Origin of the sequence: Bradyrhizobium sp. AUGA SZCCT0283 (assembly GCF_018130385.1) — a bacterium.
In the GTDB taxonomy this organism is placed as follows: Bacteria; Pseudomonadota; Alphaproteobacteria; order Rhizobiales; family Xanthobacteraceae; genus Bradyrhizobium.
Window position 1 is genome coordinate 159701 of record NZ_JAFCLU010000008.1, and the last position, 17360, is coordinate 177060.

20 protein-coding genes are annotated in these 17360 nt (G+C 62.0%); 13 read left to right on the forward strand and 7 right to left on the reverse strand.

The genetic code is table 11. The annotated features are described in order from the left end of the window. Positions 1–327: 327 nt before the first annotated feature. Both JQ624_RS13795 and JQ624_RS13800 read right to left on the reverse strand, forming a co-directional pair. A complete protein-coding gene (locus JQ624_RS13795) occupies positions 328–876 on the reverse strand; it encodes a sigma-70 family RNA polymerase sigma factor (protein WP_025588266.1) in 549 nt (182 codons plus the stop codon). Beyond that, the gene (locus JQ624_RS13800; RefSeq protein WP_212419432.1) at positions 876–1073 is read right to left on the reverse strand and encodes a NepR family anti-sigma factor; all 198 of its coding nucleotides are present in this window, start codon (positions 1071–1073) and stop codon (positions 876–878) included. The genes JQ624_RS13795 and JQ624_RS13800 overlap by 1 nt, the downstream gene beginning before the upstream one ends. 304 nt (positions 1074–1377) lie before the next feature. Between JQ624_RS13800 and JQ624_RS13805 the strand changes: the two genes are divergently transcribed. From JQ624_RS13805 to JQ624_RS13825, 5 genes are all read left to right on the forward strand, one after another. Further along, the gene (locus JQ624_RS13805; protein WP_212419433.1) at positions 1378–2184 is read left to right on the forward strand and encodes a response regulator; all 807 of its coding nucleotides are present in this window, start codon (positions 1378–1380) and stop codon (positions 2182–2184) included. Positions 2185–2308: 124 nt separating this feature from the next. Next, positions 2309–3319 carry a DUF808 domain-containing protein gene (locus tag JQ624_RS13810; RefSeq protein ID WP_212419434.1) on the forward strand — a complete coding sequence of 337 codons (1011 nt, stop codon included), beginning with the start codon at positions 2309–2311 and terminating at the stop codon, positions 3317–3319. 407 nt (positions 3320–3726) lie between these two features. Further along, entirely contained in the window at positions 3727–4161 is a 435-nt protein-coding gene (locus tag JQ624_RS13815) for a hypothetical protein (protein WP_212419435.1), read from the forward strand. Between the two features lie 91 nt (positions 4162–4252). After that, on the forward strand, positions 4253–5527 hold the full coding sequence (locus tag JQ624_RS13820) for an MFS transporter (RefSeq protein ID WP_212419436.1): 1275 nt from the start codon (positions 4253–4255) through the stop codon (positions 5525–5527). A 497-nt stretch (positions 5528–6024) separates the two neighbouring features. Continuing rightward, complete coding sequence (locus tag JQ624_RS13825; protein WP_212419437.1) at positions 6025–6321, forward strand: GlsB/YeaQ/YmgE family stress response membrane protein; 297 nt, start codon at positions 6025–6027, stop codon at positions 6319–6321. A 72-nt stretch (positions 6322–6393) separates the two neighbouring features. Here the strand turns inward: JQ624_RS13825 and JQ624_RS13830 are convergent, their stop codons facing one another. Continuing rightward, positions 6394–7074 (reverse strand): Crp/Fnr family transcriptional regulator, encoded by a 681-nt coding sequence (locus tag JQ624_RS13830; protein WP_212419438.1) that lies wholly within the window; start codon positions 7072–7074, stop codon positions 6394–6396. Between the two features lie 1461 nt (positions 7075–8535). Here JQ624_RS13830 and JQ624_RS13835 point away from each other — a divergent pair. From JQ624_RS13835 to JQ624_RS13845, 3 genes are all read left to right on the forward strand, one after another. Beyond that, positions 8536–8898: a phasin family protein gene (locus tag JQ624_RS13835; RefSeq protein WP_212419439.1), complete on the forward strand. Its 363-nt coding sequence runs from the start codon at positions 8536–8538 to the stop codon at positions 8896–8898. A gap of 99 nt (positions 8899–8997) precedes the next feature. After that, a complete protein-coding gene (locus JQ624_RS13840; RefSeq protein ID WP_212419440.1) occupies positions 8998–9243 on the forward strand; it encodes a hypothetical protein in 246 nt (81 codons plus the stop codon). Positions 9244–9475: 232 nt separating this feature from the next. Next, positions 9476–9688, forward strand: coding sequence for a PRC-barrel domain containing protein (locus JQ624_RS13845; RefSeq protein ID WP_212419553.1), 213 nt, complete (start codon positions 9476–9478; stop codon positions 9686–9688). A gap of 98 nt (positions 9689–9786) precedes the next feature. Here the strand turns inward: JQ624_RS13845 and JQ624_RS13850 are convergent, their stop codons facing one another. After that, positions 9787–10278 carry a peptidoglycan-binding domain-containing protein gene (locus JQ624_RS13850; protein WP_212419441.1) on the reverse strand — a complete coding sequence of 164 codons (492 nt, stop codon included), beginning with the start codon at positions 10276–10278 and terminating at the stop codon, positions 9787–9789. A gap of 515 nt (positions 10279–10793) precedes the next feature. On the opposite strand from JQ624_RS13850, the gene JQ624_RS13855 reads away from it, so the two are divergent. The 3 genes from JQ624_RS13855 to JQ624_RS13865 all read left to right on the forward strand — a co-directional run bounded on the left by JQ624_RS13855 (position 10794) and on the right by JQ624_RS13865 (position 12607). Further along, positions 10794–11030: a hypothetical protein gene (locus tag JQ624_RS13855; RefSeq protein WP_212419442.1), complete on the forward strand. Its 237-nt coding sequence runs from the start codon at positions 10794–10796 to the stop codon at positions 11028–11030. 226 nt (positions 11031–11256) lie between these two features. Then, a complete protein-coding gene (locus tag JQ624_RS13860; RefSeq protein WP_212419443.1) occupies positions 11257–11868 on the forward strand; it encodes a 2-hydroxychromene-2-carboxylate isomerase in 612 nt (203 codons plus the stop codon). A gap of 322 nt (positions 11869–12190) precedes the next feature. Further along, positions 12191–12607, forward strand: a complete 417-nt coding sequence (locus JQ624_RS13865; RefSeq protein WP_212419444.1) for a hypothetical protein — start codon at positions 12191–12193, stop codon at positions 12605–12607. A gap of 808 nt (positions 12608–13415) precedes the next feature. Here the strand turns inward: JQ624_RS13865 and JQ624_RS13870 are convergent. The 3 genes from JQ624_RS13870 to JQ624_RS13880 form a co-directional block, all read right to left on the reverse strand. Then, positions 13416–13868, reverse strand: coding sequence for a hypothetical protein (locus JQ624_RS13870; RefSeq protein WP_212419445.1), 453 nt, complete (start codon positions 13866–13868; stop codon positions 13416–13418). Positions 13869–14036: 168 nt separating this feature from the next. Next, positions 14037–14408, reverse strand: a complete 372-nt coding sequence (locus JQ624_RS13875; protein WP_212419446.1) for a YqjD family protein — start codon at positions 14406–14408, stop codon at positions 14037–14039. 75 nt (positions 14409–14483) lie between these two features. Then, positions 14484–15617 carry an AI-2E family transporter gene (locus JQ624_RS13880; RefSeq protein ID WP_409334326.1) on the reverse strand — a complete coding sequence of 378 codons (1134 nt, stop codon included), beginning with the start codon at positions 15615–15617 and terminating at the stop codon, positions 14484–14486. Positions 15618–15893: 276 nt separating this feature from the next. Between JQ624_RS13880 and JQ624_RS13885 the strand changes: the two genes are divergently transcribed. Together JQ624_RS13885 and JQ624_RS13890 are read left to right on the forward strand one after the other, a co-directional pair. Next, positions 15894–16661 carry a L,D-transpeptidase gene (locus JQ624_RS13885; protein ID WP_212419448.1) on the forward strand — a complete coding sequence of 256 codons (768 nt, stop codon included), beginning with the start codon at positions 15894–15896 and terminating at the stop codon, positions 16659–16661. A 35-nt stretch (positions 16662–16696) separates the two neighbouring features. After that, on the forward strand, positions 16697–17335 hold the full coding sequence (locus tag JQ624_RS13890; protein WP_212419449.1) for a DUF2865 domain-containing protein: 639 nt from the start codon (positions 16697–16699) through the stop codon (positions 17333–17335). The last annotated feature ends 25 nt before the right edge of the window (positions 17336–17360 follow it).

A 17360-nucleotide genomic window follows, 5' to 3' on the forward strand; every position in this document is an offset into this window, starting at 1 on the left:
CGCTTTGCCTGCCCGAAGCGAATCCCACGCCATCGGAACATGTGCATCCGCTCCGAATTAATCCGTCAAACCAACGATGGAGGAGCTCATGGGACGTTATCTTTTGTTATGGTTGCTCGGCGTGCCGATTCCAATTCTGGTCCTGATCTACGCCTTCGGCGGCCTGCACTGAGCGCCGACCGTAGCTGGCTTGTGGCCCGGATGAGCGAAGCGACATCCGGGACTGACTGCAACACCGGTCCCTACGAAACTGATCGTCAAAATCGCGACACACAAAAAAGGCGGCCCGATCGGACCGCCTTTTTCCGTGTCATTTCGATAGCGTCATCATCCGCCATTGCCGCCGATCACCGCGCGCACGGTCTCGTCGGGTCCGAAATCCTCGGCGCCATCGACATAGAGCAGCGCTGACAATTTCGAGCGCGCGCGGTTGACGCGGCTCTTGATGGTGCCGACCGCGCAGCCGCAGATGGCGGCGGCGTCCTCATAGGAGAAGCCGGAGGCGCCGACCAGGATCAGCGCTTCGCGCTGGTCCTGCGGCAGCTTGTCGAGCGCTTGGCGAAACTCCTCGAACTCCAGATGGGCGTTTTGCGCGGGCTGGGTCTTCAGGGTTTTCGCGTAATTGCCCTCGGCGTCCTCCACCTCGCGCCGCCGCTTCCGGTAGTCGGAGCGAAACAGGTTGCGCAGGATCGTGAACAGCCACGCCGGCAGGTTCGAGCCGGGCTGGAACGAGTCGATGTTGGCGATGGCGCGCAGCAGCGTTTCCTGCACCAGGTCGTCCGCACGGTCACCATTGCCGGAGAGCGAGATCGCGAACGCGCGCAGGCTCGGCACCGACGCCAAAATGTCGTCGCGAAGAGAGTCTGTGAGAGGCATTAGTCCCTCCCGTCAGTTTTTGCTGTGTCGTCGATTTGGGCCGCCGCCGCTTCCGGCCCATCGAGCTTCCGGATCAGCTCCGCAAAGCGGTCCGGCACGCCTTGCCGAACCACGTCGTCGTACATGGCGCGGAGCTGATGCCCGATCCTGGATTGAATCTCGGCGTTGAGCCCGCCCTGCTTCTTTACTTCCTTCATGGTCTGATCCACGCTTCCCCGAGAGTTAAGTCTCTGTGGTTTCAAGAGGTTACCTCGAAATTGGGCCTAGCCGCCGCGTTATTGGTCAAAGGCTAATGCGAATATGTCCGGAAGGTTCCGAAATCTGGGAACTTTTTCAGGAACTTTTTTGCCCCCCGCGAGTAATCGGGGGTGACAGGGGAACCGGGGTCCCCCCGCCGAATGCTAAATTGACGCCCGAGGCGGCGCCTCTGGTTACGTCCGCCCGGCTGAGACCCTAAGTAAGTACGCCAAGGATACGGCCCAAGATAAGGATGAAATGGGGATGTCCCGATCACAGCTTGTTGCTGAACATCTGCCGCTGTTGCGGCGCTATGCCCGTGCGCTGACCGGAAACCAGGCCTCGGGCGATGCCTATGTGGGTGCCATGCTGGAGGCCCTGCTGCAGGACGGCTCGCTGCTCGACGAACGGCATGGCCCGCGCGCCGGGCTGTTCAAGCTTTTCACCCAGATCTGGAATTCGGTCTCGCTCAACGACAATCCTGATGTCGCGACGCTGGCGCTGCCACCGGAGCGCAGGCTGTCGAACATCACGCCGCTGCCGCGGCAGGCGTTCCTGCTGCTCTCCCTCGAAGGCTTCTCCGAGGAGGAGGTGGCGTTCATTCTCAACGTCGACATCGCCGAGACCCGCGCGCTGACGGATGCCGCCGGCCGCGAGATGGCGGCGGAAATCGCCACCGACGTCCTGATCATCGAGGACGAGACCTTCATCGCGATGGACCTCGAGAGCCTCGTGAAGAACCTCGGTCACAACGTGATCGGCGTCGCCCGCACCCATGCCGACGCGGTGGCGCTGGCCAAGAACAAGAAGCCCGGTCTGATCCTTGCCGACATCCAGCTCGCCGACGGCTCGTCGGGCCTGGACGCGGTCAACGAGCTGCTGAAGGTGTTCGAGGTACCGGTGGTGTTCATCACCGCCTACCCCGAGCGCTTCCTGACCGGCGAACGCCCCGAGCCGGCGTTCCTGATCTCGAAGCCGTTCCAGCCCGCGATGGTCTCCGCGGTCGCCAGCCAGGCGCTGTTCTTCCAGCGCAACTCGCGCAACCGCGCCCCGCGGGCGGCCGCGGGCTGATCGAAGCGTAGTAGCCTGGAGTAGGAATGATCCGGCGCGCCTCATTGCGCGCCGGATTTTTGTTGGGGCAGCCTGCGAAGGTTTTCATGGCGACGAACCTCTTGATGATGTGGAGCAAGGACCGATGAGTGTCGGGCTGATCGGCCTTCTCGACGATATCGCTGGTATCGCCAAGGTGGCGGCGGCTTCGCTCGATGATGTGGCGAGCCAGGCCGCCAAAGCAGGCGCCAAGGCGGCGGGCGTCGTCATCGACGATACCGCGGTCACGCCCGGCTACGTGATCGGATTCGAGCCGAAGCGCGAGCTTCCCATTGTCGGCAAGATCGCGGCGGGATCGCTGCGCAACAAACTCTTGATCCTGCTGCCCGCGGCCCTGCTGCTGAGCTACTTTCTTCCCTGGACGATCACGCCGCTATTGATGCTGGGCGGCGGCTATCTTTGCTATGAAGGGGTGGAAAAGGTGCTCGAGGCCGTCATGCCGCATCATGCGCATCAGCATGAGGCCCAGCTCGGCACCGTGGCGTTGAACGCGCGGTCGGTCGAAGACGAGAAGGTCGCAAGCGCCATCAAGACCGACTTCATCCTGTCGGCCGAGATCATGGCGATCACGCTGGCGGCCCTCCCCGCGGGGAGCATCTGGAAGCAGGCGCTCGTGCTGGCGGTCGTGGCAATCGGAATCACCGTCGCCGTGTATGGCGTGGTGGCGCTGATCGTGAAGGCCGACGATGTCGGTGTAGCGCTGGCACGGCGCGACGGCGCTTCGGCGATCGGCCGGGCGATCGGCCGGGCGGTCGGCCGCGGCACTGTTCGTGGCATGCCCGTGCTTCTGAAGATTCTCAGCGTGGTCGGAACAGCCGCCATGATCTGGGTTGGCGGCGGCATCATCCTGCATGGCCTCGAGGTCTACGGTCCGCCGGCAATCGGCCACCTCGTCAAGTCCGCTGCCGAGGCTGCGGCCCACGCATTCCCGCCGCTTGCCGCGATCCTCGAATGGGCGGTCGAGGCAGCGATATCCGGCGTGATTGGCCTCTTGGTCGGCGCCGTATCTATACCGGTCGTCGGATTTGTGTTCGCGCCTGCATGGAAATCGCTGAAGCGCTTTCTGCCCCGCCGTCAGAATACGTCCGCGCAGTGAAGGGCCGCCTGTTTTGCCGCTGTGCCCCTCGAGCGTACCCGGTTCCGCTGCGCAAAGCCGGGCTCATAAACCTTCGTATAGCCGGTCCATCCGTTTCGATGTCGGCCGTTTACCTCGGTACAATTGAGCAGGGCGGGCGCACATCCTAACGTCGTCACGTCGAGGCAGGATGTACATTGTGAATTGCCCGCGCATCGCCGATCTCTCCTCCCGGTCGTCGGCGCCGCCTGCCTCGTCACCTCGGTCGCAATTTTCGTTCGCGCGCGACGATCAGGTGACCGCGCGAAATGATTTCTGATTGAGCGTGCCATGTGAACCAGTTCACGTCCGGATTGCGACGCTGGCGGTATCATTGTCTCTGCTGATTCACCGCTGATCCCGGAGACTTCGCACTCCGGGACTGCCGATTGCGGGACGACACCGAGTTCGCGGCCAGGCACCTCCCCCTGGCTCGGGCCACCAGCCTCGAAAGCTGGTCGGACTTATCCGGCGCGCCCCACCTGCGCGCCGGATTTTTTGCGCGCACTGGCCATGCACACCTCGTCCTCGGCATCGGCGGTATCGCCGTGCTGCTGGGCGGCAATGGATTTGCCTTCGACAGCGGACGAATCGCCGGGATCGTATTGCTGTTTTCCGCAGCGATCCTGTTTGCGATCGGCTATATCCTCAACCGCGTGCCGTTGCCGATGCCGCCGCTGGTCGTGGTCGCCTGGCAGGTCGGGCTCGGCTGCCTCGCGATGCTGATCCTTGGCGTTGTGTTCGAGCAGCCGAACTATCGCGCGCTCACGGCGCAGGGACTTGCCTTCTTCGTCTACATGACGCTGGCGTTGCAGAAAGCGTGATGGGCGGAATCCTTGTTGAACTGCGCCCCACGCCCGCATAGGCTCGCCGCAAGCTGAACCATAAGAAAACAAACGGAAACGTCCATCACCGATGCAGTCCGCCGAGCGGCCTTTGCCCTACCGCCGGGGCCTGATCATTGTTGCGACATTGGCTACCGCCTATGTCGCCAGCCATTTTTTCCGCGCCTCCAACGTCACCATCGGCCTCGATTTGATGCGCGATCTGGCCATCGGGCCGGAAGCCTTGGGCGCGCTGACCGGCGCGTTCTTCTTCGGTTTCGCCGCGATGCAGATTCCCTGCGGCTTCTTCTTCGATCGTTTCGGGCCGCGCTATACCGTGGTCGGCATGCTCATCGTAGCAAGCCTCGGCGGCGCGCTGTTCACGCTGGCGCCGAGCTGGCCGGTGCTCTTGACCGGCCGCGCGCTGATGGGCGCCGGCTGCGGCGTGATGCTGATCGGCAGCATGGTGGTGATCTCGCGCTGGTTTCCGCCGGACCGCTTCTCGACGCTGACAGCCATGGTGTTGTCGATCGGCCTGCTCGGCAACCTCGCCGCCACCACGCCGCTCGCCTGGGCGTCGCAGGCGGTCGGCTGGCGGGCGGTGTTCGGCGCCGTCGTCGTCTTCACGGCGCTGGCGACGATTGCGATCTGGCTGGTGGTGCGCGACGCGCCGCCCGGCCATCCCTTTCTCTCCCGCAAGGTGGAACCATCTGGCGAGATGCTGAGGGGCATGCTCGAGGTGCTGCGCAACCCGCGGCTGAAGCCGATCCTGGCGCTGAATTTCTGCAGCTACGCCTGCACCTTCACCGTACAGGGCCTGTGGGGCGGCGCGTTCCTGCGCGAGGTGCATGGCTTAAGCCCGATCGCGGCCGGCAACGTCCTGCTCTGCGCCGTGATCGCCTATCAGGTCGGCATGCTCGCCTTCGGCCCGCTCGACCGCCGGCTCGACACCCGCAAGGGCATCGCGATCGGCGGCACGCTGGTGATCATTGTTCTGCTCGCGATGCTGGCGCTGTTCTCTCACCCGCCGGTCTGGCTGCCGACAGCCGTCATCATTGCCATGGGCTTCTTCAGTGCCTCCAGCACCATGGTGATGACCCACGGCCGCGGCATCTTCCCGGATCGGCTGATCGGGCGTGGCATCTCGACCATGAACACATCAGTCATGCTCGGCGTCGCCTGCATGCAGACGCTGTCCGGAATCATCATCGGCGCTTTCGAACCGCTGGCCAGCGGCGCGCGCACCGAAGAGGCTTACCGCGCGCTGTTCGGCACGCTGACGCTGGTGCTGATCATAGCTGTCGCGATCTACAGCCGCTCGCAGGACGTGAAGCCGAGCGAGGAGATGCGCGCGGCGCGGCAGTAGCGACGCCTGGAGAGCGAAGCGTACAATCCCTGCGCTCAGGTCGGCGGCTTCAACTCGCCGGTGATCCAGCCGCCCGAGGCCGTATTCATCGGGTCCTTAGCGACTGCATTTGTGAAGCTGTGGTCGCATTTCCTGCACTCAAACGTGCGGAGCTCCAAGCCCTCCGGGCCGGGCCCGATTCCGACCAACATCATGCGGCCTTCGCATTTCGGACATCCGGGCCGGCGGATCGGAAGCAGGCAAGGTTCGGGGCGTGTATCTCGTTCCGGCATGATGATTCCCCCGCGGATCACGGTGGGAGCCGTCCGCTTCTGCCACCGGCGGATGCCGTGACATGCGATGATTAGAGCAGCATGCCGCGAATCGACGTGAATCCACTGTTCACTTTTGCTCATTCCCGAAAATTTAGGCCGCTATGGCGCAACTGGTCAATTTGATACAGACAGCGGCAAGCCAGCCTGTGATGCTTCCTCTCGGGCAAACTGCGAGGTCGCCAAATGAGCATGTCGAGCGAAAGCCTGTTGGTTATATTGTTCGTCGGCCTCGTTGCCGGCTGGCTCGCCGGCCAGATCGTGCAAGGGACCGGCTTCGGACTCATCGGTGATCTTATCATTGGAATTCTGGGCGCCTTTTTTGGAAGCTGGTTGCTGCCCCGTCTCGGCATCCATCTTGGGACCGGATTGATCAGTGCAATCGTCAATGCCACCATCGGTGCCGTGCTTCTCCTGCTCATCGTGCGCCTCGTGCGAGGCGGCGGCGGATGGGGGTGGCAAAGGAGCTGGTGGCGTCGATAGATATCTGCGCCGCTTGCGCCGGGAGAGGGTTTGTTTCCCAGTGGCGACCGCTGACGCGACGGGATATCAGCCTCACGGCTCGCGCTTGATCTCGGGCTTGTCGTACAAGATCGCGTTCAGCAATGAGTTGTTGACCTCGATTTTTCCGTTGTAGGTAATGAAGCCAAGCTTGCGGAACTTGTTCATGAAGAAGCTGACGCGGGAGCGCGTCGTTCCGATCATTTCGGCCAATGTTTCCTGGCTGATATTCGGGCTGATCAGTTGAGGGGTGCCCTCCTTGCCGAAATTCGCCAGCAGGAGCAGCAGGCGCGCCAGCCGTTTTTCACTGGAGTTGAAGAGCTGGTCGATCAGATCCTCTTCAATCCGGCTGTTCCGGGTCAGCAGATAGGCCATGAACAGCTCGGAAAACTTCGGCTGATCGTGCAGCGCCGCCAGCATGGCTGTCTTCGTTATCGCGGTGACCAGGCATTCCTCCATCGCTGTCGCCGTCGCGATACGCAGCGCGTGGCCGTTCATGCAGCCTTCGCCAAAGAACTGGCCCGGCCCCAAAATGCCGACCACGGCTTCCTTGCCTTGCTCGGATATGACAACAACCTTGACCCGGCCTTTCTGGATATAGAAGACCGTATTTGCCACGTCGCCCTGCGCAAAGACGATCTCATCCTTGCGAAATTCAAGGATGGTCTTCCCTTCGCCTACCTTGGCGAGAAACTCCTTGGGATCAAATATTACCTGGTTGGTACTGTTTGGCATGTCCCGTTTGGTCCCCGCGGTGGGACGCCTACCTTACCATTCAGGCGGCCGACATCAGAAGTAAAAGTGCCGCAGGATGGGGGCTATTCGCAGCAGGATGGCCCAGGCAGCCGCGCCCGGAGCAATCTCGCGCCTTCATGGAAATGGCATGTGAAGCGGCCGAAGAAGCATTCGGCTGCGGATAGCTGAGAGTGGTCAGCAAAAAGAGGCCGGAGCCGGACCCCGACAGGTCGCAAAAGCTGACTCGGGGCGGCTAGATCGCGACCGCAAAACTCCCAGTTGTCTTGCATTCCGGGCACTCGAAGGTGCGGACTTCATGACCACGTTGAGCAGGCTCGATGCAAGCCAACCGCATAGGCTTGCCGCACTTCGGACATGGAAGAATTCCGATCTCCGCGCGGCTGTATAGTGGACTTGGTTGGATAGATGACATCATGCTTCCCTGTATTGGGCGGGAGCATTACCGATCTCTCTGTCGCCGGTAACTGCCTGTTCAGACGGCGATAGAGCCAATCTTGCCCCAAATACCAATGCGGGCCTGGTCAATATTGACCACTATTGAAAATTCGTTCAGCAGGAACGGCCCCAGTGTGGGGGACACTGAGGCCATCAATGCAGGATGCCTTTGGGCGGGAAGGCGATCCATGCAGCGTTAAGGTCCCTAACCGGCATTTGTTCCGGGTTATTAGATTGTGGGCAGAGTGCGTGCCTTCAGTGTGCAATGTCCGCTTCGAGGCCATGAGCTGACGCGATAAAAGAGACCGCTACCTGCGGCGGCTTTACGTTGGCGCCAGCAGTTGTCCGCGAAGCCATGCGTTGGTTCTGACGGACTTCATCGGATCGATTAGTTCGACCACAGTCTGATGGACGTGATCGCACGCAGGGCACTCAAACGTCCTGACGTCGAAGCCCAAGGGGCCGGGTGTAATCCGCGCCAACGTGGTTCTTGTTTGGCACGCGGGGCAAAGTGGTCGGATGATGATCATGATGCTTCGCCTTGGATCAGGCGGGAGCGTTACAGAACTCTCAGTCACCGGTAGATACCGAGGGGGCGGTGATAGAATCAGCATCGAACTCCAGAAATTCCGCCGCTGTTCCGTTTTGCTCACATTCCAAAATAATTAACGCATCGTTAGCGAATTACGACATTCCCGGATTCAAATTAGGACAATTGCTTGAAATAGGAAGCCGAGGCAACGGCAACGGTCAGGCACGGTATCGTTTCATCCGGATCGAACAGACAGGATCAGGCGCATTTCTCTCTGGGATCGCCCGGACGATTGCTCACAAAACGCTGCACGGCGAATGCGTAACAGAGACGCGGCAATCATAACACTGAGTTCCGAAAACATCATACGAACACACAAGCACCGCTCGAGGAACAAGCGGGAACTGCCGTTCGGTGCAACCATTGGCGGCGCGCAACATTGACTCACCGCTAAACAATCAAGGATTTTTATAATGTCTAATGCAAATCAGAATAACGCAACTCGGAATTCATCGCAGCCGCAGGATAGCAGAGAACAGATCCATGCCGCTGCTGCATCGATGAATTCTTTCCCGGGCGACTTTCACGCGATTGTCACAGCTTACAGCGACTACGCCAAGAAATCGTTTGAAGACACCAGGTCGTTTGTCGAGAAGCTCTCAGGCGTGAAGTCGATCGACAAGGCGATTGAAATTCAAACCGAATTCGCAAAATCGGCTTTCGAGACGTACATGGCCGAATCGCAGAAGATTGGCGCGTTGTATCGCGATCTTGCCACGCAATCCTGCAAACCATTCGGTGGATTTCTTGCCACGATGACCCCGACAAATCGATAAGTCTCAACCCTCGCGATGTCAGCGCAAAATTGCCCTGCTCATCGCGGGGCTTTTTTCCGCAGTCGGGAGCCTGCACCTGCAGTTTCACGAGGAGACATCATGTTCAATGTTAATCCGAATTTCCAAAATCTGTCCCTCGATCCAGCGGAGATGATCGCTGTCAGCGAGGCATACGACCTGGCATGTCGAACGCTTCAGAATATCGGCCAGTTGGAAGTGGATCGCGAGATCATCGCCCGAGGAATTCTGCGAGCCGTAAAAACTGGCGAGCGGAACGCCACCAAACTATGTGAGCGTGCCATCCATGGGTTGACCGCGTTCGATTACCGGCAACATGACGCGTGACCCGGCCAGGGGATCTGTCTGTCCAGGGTTCGAAGATCAAGGCGGCCTTACTGTTTTGGCGCTGGCCACGCCCTGGTCACAGCGCTTTCAATGATGTTCCGCTGAACTCCGGTGCATTGTGGGCAAGACAACGTTCGCCAGAAAACGTTGGCAATTTCTTCGCCCGCCGATCTCGACTCAATGGCTGCCAACCGCAAAGATTGGCTCGATCAATTTTGTGTCCGGGAATCCCATGCCAACTGTAAAAATTCGCGCGACCACGATCCTCGGCGAGTTCGGGCAAGCTCAGACAGAGCTTGTCGACAAGGCCGTGATCCTCACCGACGGCATATCCGGGACCGTGGAGAAGGTATGGCTTGACGAATTGCACGGCCTGCGAATTTCGATCCGAGGTCACGATGGAAGGTGGCCCATCTCGACGGTCAAGTTCTCGCAGACAGGCTGAGAAATGCCAAACGATCTCGCATACTCGCTTTGGACGGAACGTGGCCCTCCTATCGCACGGGCCGAAAACGCCCGCGAAGCTCCGCACAATTTGTCGGATCACCTGCGTCCGAACAGTCCGCCCACCACGCCGCCAATCAATCCACCTGGACCGCCACCACTGCGGTGATGGCCTCCGCCGCGCCGGCGGGCCGGACGGTCGTCATCGGATTTGTCGCTGCTGCCAAGGCTGGCCCGCGCCGCCGAGACGGACTCGGTCAGTAGCGCCTGATGCTGCAGCGTATCGAGGAAGCCAGTCTTGGGATAGCCGCGTGCCGCCTGCCAACGCGTGATCACGGCGCGGGTCGACTTGTCGAACCGTCCATTGACCTTGGTATCGAAGCCGAGAGCGGTCAACCGGCGCTGCACGTCGCGACGCTTCGCCTTGTCGAGACCTATCCGATCTTCGGTTTCCCGAGTTGCCTCGTGGACAGAGGCCGCCGGATCGGCGGATGCCAACAGATCGCGGTCGGTCATGCTCGGACCGGCTTTGGCGCCATTCGCACTGACGAGAATTCCAAGGACTGACAATACGAGGATGAAGACGCGCAATGGCTTATCTTCCCTGATCTAAAGTCTCTCGATGATTTCGCTTTGAGAACCTGTGTCGGTTCAAATTCACCGCCCTGAAACTCGAACTTCGGGCGGCGTCTGAATCGTCAACTCCGGCTTCGTTACGGAGCAACTGTTATCCGGTTCACTTGTTCCTCATCGTGTGCCCAATGTTACACGGCATTGCACTGCGGCCGGCCAGCGAAAGAGCCGGCACAAGAAGGCAATCCGCGCGGCCGACATCCGCTTTGGGAAGAACAACCTCGCATCGTCCATTTTCGAGGGCTGCTCCTGCTCCGTCAGCGGACAGCCATCGTCAGGGCGTTCGATGTCCGTTTGGGGCTAATTCCAGGCTCATGCGCCGCAACGGGTGGGCGCCGGTTCGATGGCCTTCTCGGCCGCGGTGATCATGACGGGTTGGCACGATAGGCCTGGTCTAATTCCCGGTTGCAGTGCACGATTGCCATTCCGCCCCGGCGGGAGGATGTTTCAAGAGAGGCACAAGGGAGAGCGGCATGAGCAAGGCAGGTCTCGACAACCGCAAGCAGGATGGTGAAATCGGCCACAAGCACGGCGCCACCCCCATCGGCACATTGCGCAAGATTTACGGGCAGGGTTTTGCCGCCGGTTACCCCCCAACCGACAAGCTGAGCGATGTTATGCTTCACCTGAACGAGACATCGCTGAGCCAGCTCCGCCGCGACTACAAGACCGGTCATCTGGATCACAAGATCGCAAACGCCTTGCACTAGAGCATGATCCGGAAAACTGGGCACCGGTTTTCCCTCGCGACAAACGCGAAACGCGTTTGCGCGGAGATCATGCTCAAATCAAAGAGATAGAGCGGGATGACGATTCGAAGAAAAGTCATCAGGCTCTAAAGCCGGCCGTAGTCAGTCGTGGCTGAAGGAGGTTGCTGGCATACCCTCGCAAGGCTAGCTTGATTGACATCAGCCTGCTCAGGAGAATCCCGGAATTATGCCGGTCACCATCGATTACTACATGTCGCTCACCTCGCCGTGGACGTATCTCGGCAGCGCGCGGTTCGCCGCGATCGCGATGCGAAATGGCGCGACCGTCAACATTAAGCCCTGCAAGTTCGGGCCGATCTTCGAGCAGACCGGCGGGCTGCCGCTGCCGAAGCGCTCGCCGCAGCGGCAGGCCTACCGGATGATGGAGTTGAAGCGCTGGCGCGAGGTGCTGGGCATTCCGATCAATCTTGAGCCGAAGCATTTTCCCTGCGACGACACTGCGGCGACCCGCCTGGTGATTGCGGCCAAGCTGCAGGGCAGGAATGCCCATCGGCTGTCGCTGGAACTCTCCCGCGCGGTATGGGAACGCGAGGAAACGCTCGCCGATCCCGCAGCGATCTCGTTGGCCGCCCAGCGCGCCGGCCTCGACGCCACGGAGCTGCGCGCGGGCGCTCCTTCGGACGCCGAACTCGACGGGCTGCATGAGAAATTTACGCAGGAGGCGCTGAGCGCGGGCGTCTTCGGTGCGCCGAGCTACGTGTTGCCGTCCGGTGAAATCTTCTGGGGTCAGGATCGGCTGGAACTGCTGGAACGCGCGCTGAAGAAGCTGGCGCCATAGCGTTTTCGAGCGAAGTGGGAACCGGTTCGCGCGAAGAAAACGCGTCAAAGCAAGAATCTGGAGTATCGGTTCTGATCAATCAGAACCGATACTCCAGTCAAAAAAAGCAGGGCGCGACCGGCATCACCACGGTCGCGCCCTACGTCGCCGGTCAATGGGGCAGGGGGAATAACCGGCTGCCGGGATGACTCCGAGCCCCCGGATTCGTTCCCGCGCTCCGCAGATTTTTTTCGTACACGGTTAAGTGATCGAGAAGCGCCGGACCTTCGATGGCTCGGCCCGGGTTGTGTCCGTGATCGCCATGGGGCGAGGGACAAATCGCATGTCACAGATTTTCAAAGCAATTTTAGCCGCTCTCGCTATTACCGCGACATTTGGCGCCTTCCAACTCGCCTCGGGCCACGACCTCACCGGCTGGCGGCAACTCGCCGCGACCGAGCCGGCGGCGGAGATCAACCGCGCCGCCAAGGCCGACCGCGCGGCGCTGAAGGCCGCGCCGGGCCAGACCGAGACGATTACGATCCGTAACGTCGGCCTCGATGACACCTCCGTGGTGGTGCGTGTTCCCGTGGTCCAGGCGCCCACGGTCCAAGCGCCCGTGGTTCGCGAGCAGGTACGGAACCGCCCGGCGGGGCCGGCCAGGCCCGGCGCATCGAAGATGACGGTGGCCTGCGAACCGCCGGTCAGCGTGTTGACCGAAGTTGCAAAACTGCTTCAGCCCGGTCGCTGCGTGACCTGATCGTGGCGTGCGGTGTCCGCGAAGCGCGCCTGGATCCATAGATCCGTAGAGTGGGCAAGGGCGCGTTAGCGACGTGCCCACCATCCATCATCGCGCGCGCCTCTTGATGGTGGGCACGCTGCGCTTTGCCCTACGAATTGCTGCGCACTGCGAACTGATTTGCTTTGCGCGCAAGCAGAATCTCGACGCACAACTGCGACAAGTTGGCACGACGGGCAAATCAGTTAAAACCTGTCCAGCCCTCCGCGCAAAAATATTCCGCTTAACTTCGAGACCAAATCATTTGCATAACTCCGCCCGTCTCACGGCGGATGAGGGGCGTTGGCCATCGTCACGAACGCGCGGTGAGATGCGATGGACGCGAGAGCCGCGACTGACGTGTGCGGCTCAAGCGTACGGCGAAGTCGTGTGGTCCTGACGCCGCGGTGCTGGCGTCAAGTTCTTGAGAAGCAAGCTTCTTGAGGACGACGGTGGCAAGAAAGCCGTTCACCGGGGAGAGCACGAAGTAAGCCGTAAAGCCATTGCGCAGGGAAGGCCGGAGTGTTTCCGCTGGACCTGTATGCTCGTGTGCGCGTTCCTTGTGCGCAATTGCACACGAGACCGCGGGTGCAGCGTGCACCCGGTCTTCCCTGCGCCCTCTGATAACGAGGGCGGGAAGTTCTCCAGCAAACCTCGGGCGCAATGCGCCGCGAGATCGCGGATGTATGTCATCCTGCGGGACCGGAATGTTTAGCCGACCCGTTGGCTCGCAATGACGTGGATAGGCCGCGGCGCGCTCGATACCTCGCCTTCGCGGGGTGCGGACTTGCTACTCCGCCGGCGCTTCGCTGGCGCTGCCGCCGTTGTTGGCGCGGCTCGCGAGAAATCCCAGCGCCAGCCCGCCGACCGCGAGGATCGGGATCAGCTTCTTGACGCCGACGGCGCGGATCACCTGGATGCCGGCCGCCACCAGCATCGGATCGGACAGCACGGTCTGCGCGGTGGATTTTGCCATCCTCGCCGCCTCTTCGGCGCGCGCCTCGATCTGCTTCTTGCGCGCCATGTAGCAGCCGGCCGCGATCAGGGTGACGACGAAGAAGATGGCGGCCCCGGTCAGGCAGGCCTGCACGGGACCGTATCTCTCCAGCACGAACACGAAAGCCGCCGCGCACAGAAAGCCGGTCGTGACCAGCAACGCCATGGCCGCCGCTGCCGCAAGCGACGTCAGCCGCAGCGCGGAGCCGGTCGACTCCTTGAAATCATCGATCAGTCGCTGAAACATGGCCAAACCTCTGATCCAAGAGCCTCGATCCGAAAGCTGAGATCCGAAAACGACGTCAACGAAACAAGCCGCAATACGCAACGGCGCCGCGGCGTCTGGCTCGCCGCCACGCGCTACCGAAGTCGATCGGCGCCACAATCGTCTGCGCCCAAACTACCTGCGCCAGATCTACCTGCGCCACGCCACGCCGATCAGAAAGCCGACGCCAAGCGCCAGCGCGACAGTCGCCAGCGGGCGCTGCGTGATGGCGTCTTCCAGCGTCTCCTCGATCGAGGACGCGGCGTCATGGGCGGCGTCCATCATCGCGCTGCCGCGCTCGGACATGTCGTCGACGGCCTGTTCCGCATTGGCGCGCGCCTGCTTGTAGCCCCGGCGCGCCTGCTTGGTGGCGGTGCCGGCGAAACTGTTGAGCGCGTCGGTGATCTGTTCGGTCAGGGCGGCGATATCGTTTTTCACGGCGATTACATCCTTCTGCAGGCGTTCATAGGTCGCTTTGTCGGTCGGATTTCTCGTCGCGGCTTCACCGTTCGTCATCGACATCGAAAGCTCCCAGGTACTGAAATCAGCTGCGGAACAAACGCCCCGTCGAAGGGGAAGTTCCCGGTGCGGAGCCGGCTAATCCTCGGGCAGCTGCGGCGAATCGGGCGGCATCAGATGCTCCTTCACGATCAGCGCGACGATTAGGAGCGGCGACGACAGGAACGCGCCCATCGGGCCCCACAGCCAGGTCCAGAAGGCGAGTGCGATGAACACGGCGAGCGCGTTCAACTCCAGCCGGCGGCCGACGATCATCGGGGTGAGGAAGTGACCTTCCAGGAAGGTCATGGCCGCAAACAGCGCCGGTGCGAGCAGTCCGGCGCCAATGCTCGGGAACGCGACTTGGCCGACCACGACCAGGACCGCGAACATCGCCACCGGGCCGATGATCGGAATGAAATTCAGGATCGCGGCCAGCGCGCCGAGGCCGGCCGGATTGGGCATGCCCGTGACCGCGCAGATCAGGCCGGTGACGACGCCGACGCCGACATTGATCGTGGTCACCATCAAGAGGTAGTTGCCGAGATGCTCCTCGATCTCATTGATCATCCGCAACGTCCGCAGCCGCGCCGTTCGCTCGCCGAAATTCATGATCATGGCCCGGCGCAGGTCCCGCCAGCTCGCGATGAACAGGATCAGCGTGGCCGCGAACAGCAGGAATTCGGCAAAGGTCGGCGACAGGAATTCCAATGTCGGCTGTACCCAGTCGATCTTGGGCAGATGCAATGTCGTGAGCGTGCCGGGGCCGCCGAGCATGCTTTGCAGCTCCTGCCAGAGCGCGAGCGGCCGGTCGAACACGTGCAGCTTCTCCTTCAGCAGCGCCCCCAGCTCCGGCAGCTTGCCGCTCCATTCCACTGCGGGCGAGGCGATCATGCCGACCATGAAGGTGGCCCCGGCGCCGGCGGTCGCCACGATCAGCACGGCGGCGATCGCGCGCGGAATGCGGCAGCGTTCGAGGAAACTGGCGGCCGGCGACAGCATGGTCCCGACGATGAAGGCCATCGTGATCGGCAGAAAGAACGCCCTGGCCAGATAGAGGCCGGCAATGATGCAGATGATCAGGAGGCCGACGAGGGCGATGGCCACCACTTCGGTGCGGCGGATGACCGGCGGCAATTCGTTTCTGCTGTCGGGGACCGGCGTACCTTCGTGCCCGTTGGGAAGCTGGCGTTCACCGGGCAAAGGTCTTGTCGGCGGGGATTTGGAAGCCAAAGGCCTGGCGGGCGAAGGCTTGGCGGGTACAGGCTTGGTGGGAATGACGCTCACAATGGTTTTCCCCCGCCCGAGGCGGCGATCATAGGCAGACGCGACCTCGCGATCCGTACTGCCACCACAACGTGGCGCGGACACGCGGGTTCCAATCGTGGAGATGTGCATTGTCGCGCTTGGCAAGGTGGCACCGCAACGGCGGCCGAACGGAACTGCCGGCCCCCCGGCGCGTTTGTTGGTGCAGAGCATCCAATGATGCACATCCAACGGGGCAGTCCCATGACACAGTCCTTTGATCGCCGGCCTTCGTCGCGCGTAACGGGCGCACTCGTTCTCATCAGCGCCGTCCTGCTGGCGCCTGTATTGTCCGGCGCTGCGAGCGCGCAGACCTTCGGCTACGCTGCCAGCCAGCCGAATGCATATCCTACCGATGAGGTGATCGCCTCCGACGAGGCCGCGACGCCCGAGCGGCTTCGCCGCGCCGTCGTCGCCTTTGGCACCACCGAGGCGCCCGGCACCATCATTATCGATACCGGCAACACCACGCTCTACTACGTGCTCGGCCAGGGACGTGCCATCAGGTATGGCGTCGGCGTCGGCCGCGACGGCTTTACCTGGTCCGGGGTGCAGACCATCAGCCGCAAGGCGGAATGGCCGGACTGGCATCCGCCGGCAGAGATGATCGCGCGCCAGCCCTATCTGCCGCGCTTCATGGCCGGCGGTCCCGGCAATCCGCTCGGCGCGCGGGCGATGTATCTCGGCACCAGCCAGTACCGCATTCACGGCACCAACGATCCTTCGACGATCGGGAAATTCGTCTCGTCGGGCTGCATCCGCCTGACCAATGCGGACGTCGCCGATCTGTTCAGCCGGGTCGATGTCGGCACCAAGGTCGTGGTGCTGCCGAAGAACGCACCGGTGATGGCGCGCGGCGGGGATAGCAGGACCGGCATCACGGCTCGTCCGGCCGGCACGCATCCGCGCCCGGTCGCGACCACGCCCTCGGGCCGCCAGGCGATGAACCTGCTGGCGCCGCAGCTCAATTGAGTCGACGCGTCGTGTGGCATGAGAGGAGAAGCTTGATGCGATCAGGAAAACCGGCAGCATGGGGGGCAGCCGCGTTGGTGTGTGCTTCGGTGCTGGCGCCTGCCGCGCAGGCCCAGGACTTCTTCTCGCAACTGTTCGGCGGGTTCGCCCGCCCGCGCCAGCAACCCTATATCCAGATGCCGTTCGGCAATGACGACGGTCAGGTCTACGCGCCGCGAGGCGAGGGGCGTGCTCGCTACGGCGGCGGCCAGGCGTTTTGCGTGCGGACCTGCGACGGGCGCTATTTCCCGGTCACCGCATCAGACAATGCAAGCCGCGCGGCTACCTGCAACGGCTTCTGCCCGGCGAGCGAAACCAAAGTGTTCTACGGCAGCAGCATCGACAATGCGACCGCCGAAAACGGCAAATCCTATTCGGAGCTGCCGAACGCGTTCCGTTATCGCAACGAACTCGTCAGCGGCTGCACCTGCAACGGCAAGGACCAGATCGGTCTCGCGCCGGTCAAGATCGAGGACGACCCGACGCTGCGCAAGGGCGATATCGTCGCCGGCGAGAACGGCCTTCTGGTCGCCGGCCGCAGCGCCGACAGGCGCGGCGCCGAACTGAATTTCTCGCCCGCCTCGGAAAAGGTCCGCGCCAAGTACGGGCGGGTGCCTGTCGTGGCGAGGGAGTGAGGGTGCTTGCCGGCTGTCATGGCCG

Bases quoted from the DNA above. Each gene is read 5' to 3' on its own strand.
- JQ624_RS13870 (WP_212419445.1), bottom strand. From the start codon at position 13,868: ATGTTTCAGCGACTGATCGATGATTTCAAGGAGTCGACCGGCTCCGCG.
- JQ624_RS13865 (WP_212419444.1), top strand. From the start codon at position 12,191: ATGTCACAGATTTTCAAAGCAATTTTAGCCGCTCTCGCTATTACCGCG.
- JQ624_RS13835 (WP_212419439.1), top strand. From the start codon at position 8,536: ATGTCTAATGCAAATCAGAATAACGCAACTCGGAATTCATCGCAGCCG.
- JQ624_RS13805 (WP_212419433.1), top strand. From the start codon at position 1,378: ATGTCCCGATCACAGCTTGTTGCTGAACATCTGCCGCTGTTGCGGCGC.
- JQ624_RS13890 (WP_212419449.1), top strand. From the start codon at position 16,697: ATGCGATCAGGAAAACCGGCAGCATGGGGGGCAGCCGCGTTGGTGTGT.
- JQ624_RS13840 (WP_212419440.1), top strand. From the start codon at position 8,998: ATGTTCAATGTTAATCCGAATTTCCAAAATCTGTCCCTCGATCCAGCG.
- JQ624_RS13800 (WP_212419432.1), bottom strand. From the start codon at position 1,073: ATGAAGGAAGTAAAGAAGCAGGGCGGGCTCAACGCCGAGATTCAATCC.
- JQ624_RS13830 (WP_212419438.1), bottom strand. From the start codon at position 7,074: ATGCCAAACAGTACCAACCAGGTAATATTTGATCCCAAGGAGTTTCTC.
- JQ624_RS13820 (WP_212419436.1), top strand. From the start codon at position 4,253: ATGCAGTCCGCCGAGCGGCCTTTGCCCTACCGCCGGGGCCTGATCATT.
- JQ624_RS13860 (WP_212419443.1), top strand. From the start codon at position 11,257: ATGCCGGTCACCATCGATTACTACATGTCGCTCACCTCGCCGTGGACG.
- JQ624_RS13825 (WP_212419437.1), top strand. From the start codon at position 6,025: ATGAGCATGTCGAGCGAAAGCCTGTTGGTTATATTGTTCGTCGGCCTC.
- JQ624_RS13845 (WP_212419553.1), top strand. From the start codon at position 9,476: ATGCCAACTGTAAAAATTCGCGCGACCACGATCCTCGGCGAGTTCGGG.
- JQ624_RS13855 (WP_212419442.1), top strand. From the start codon at position 10,794: ATGAGCAAGGCAGGTCTCGACAACCGCAAGCAGGATGGTGAAATCGGC.
- JQ624_RS13810 (WP_212419434.1), top strand. From the start codon at position 2,309: ATGAGTGTCGGGCTGATCGGCCTTCTCGACGATATCGCTGGTATCGCC.
- JQ624_RS13875 (WP_212419446.1), bottom strand. From the start codon at position 14,408: ATGTCGATGACGAACGGTGAAGCCGCGACGAGAAATCCGACCGACAAA.
- JQ624_RS13885 (WP_212419448.1), top strand. From the start codon at position 15,894: ATGACACAGTCCTTTGATCGCCGGCCTTCGTCGCGCGTAACGGGCGCA.
- JQ624_RS13795 (WP_025588266.1), bottom strand. From the start codon at position 876: ATGCCTCTCACAGACTCTCTTCGCGACGACATTTTGGCGTCGGTGCCG.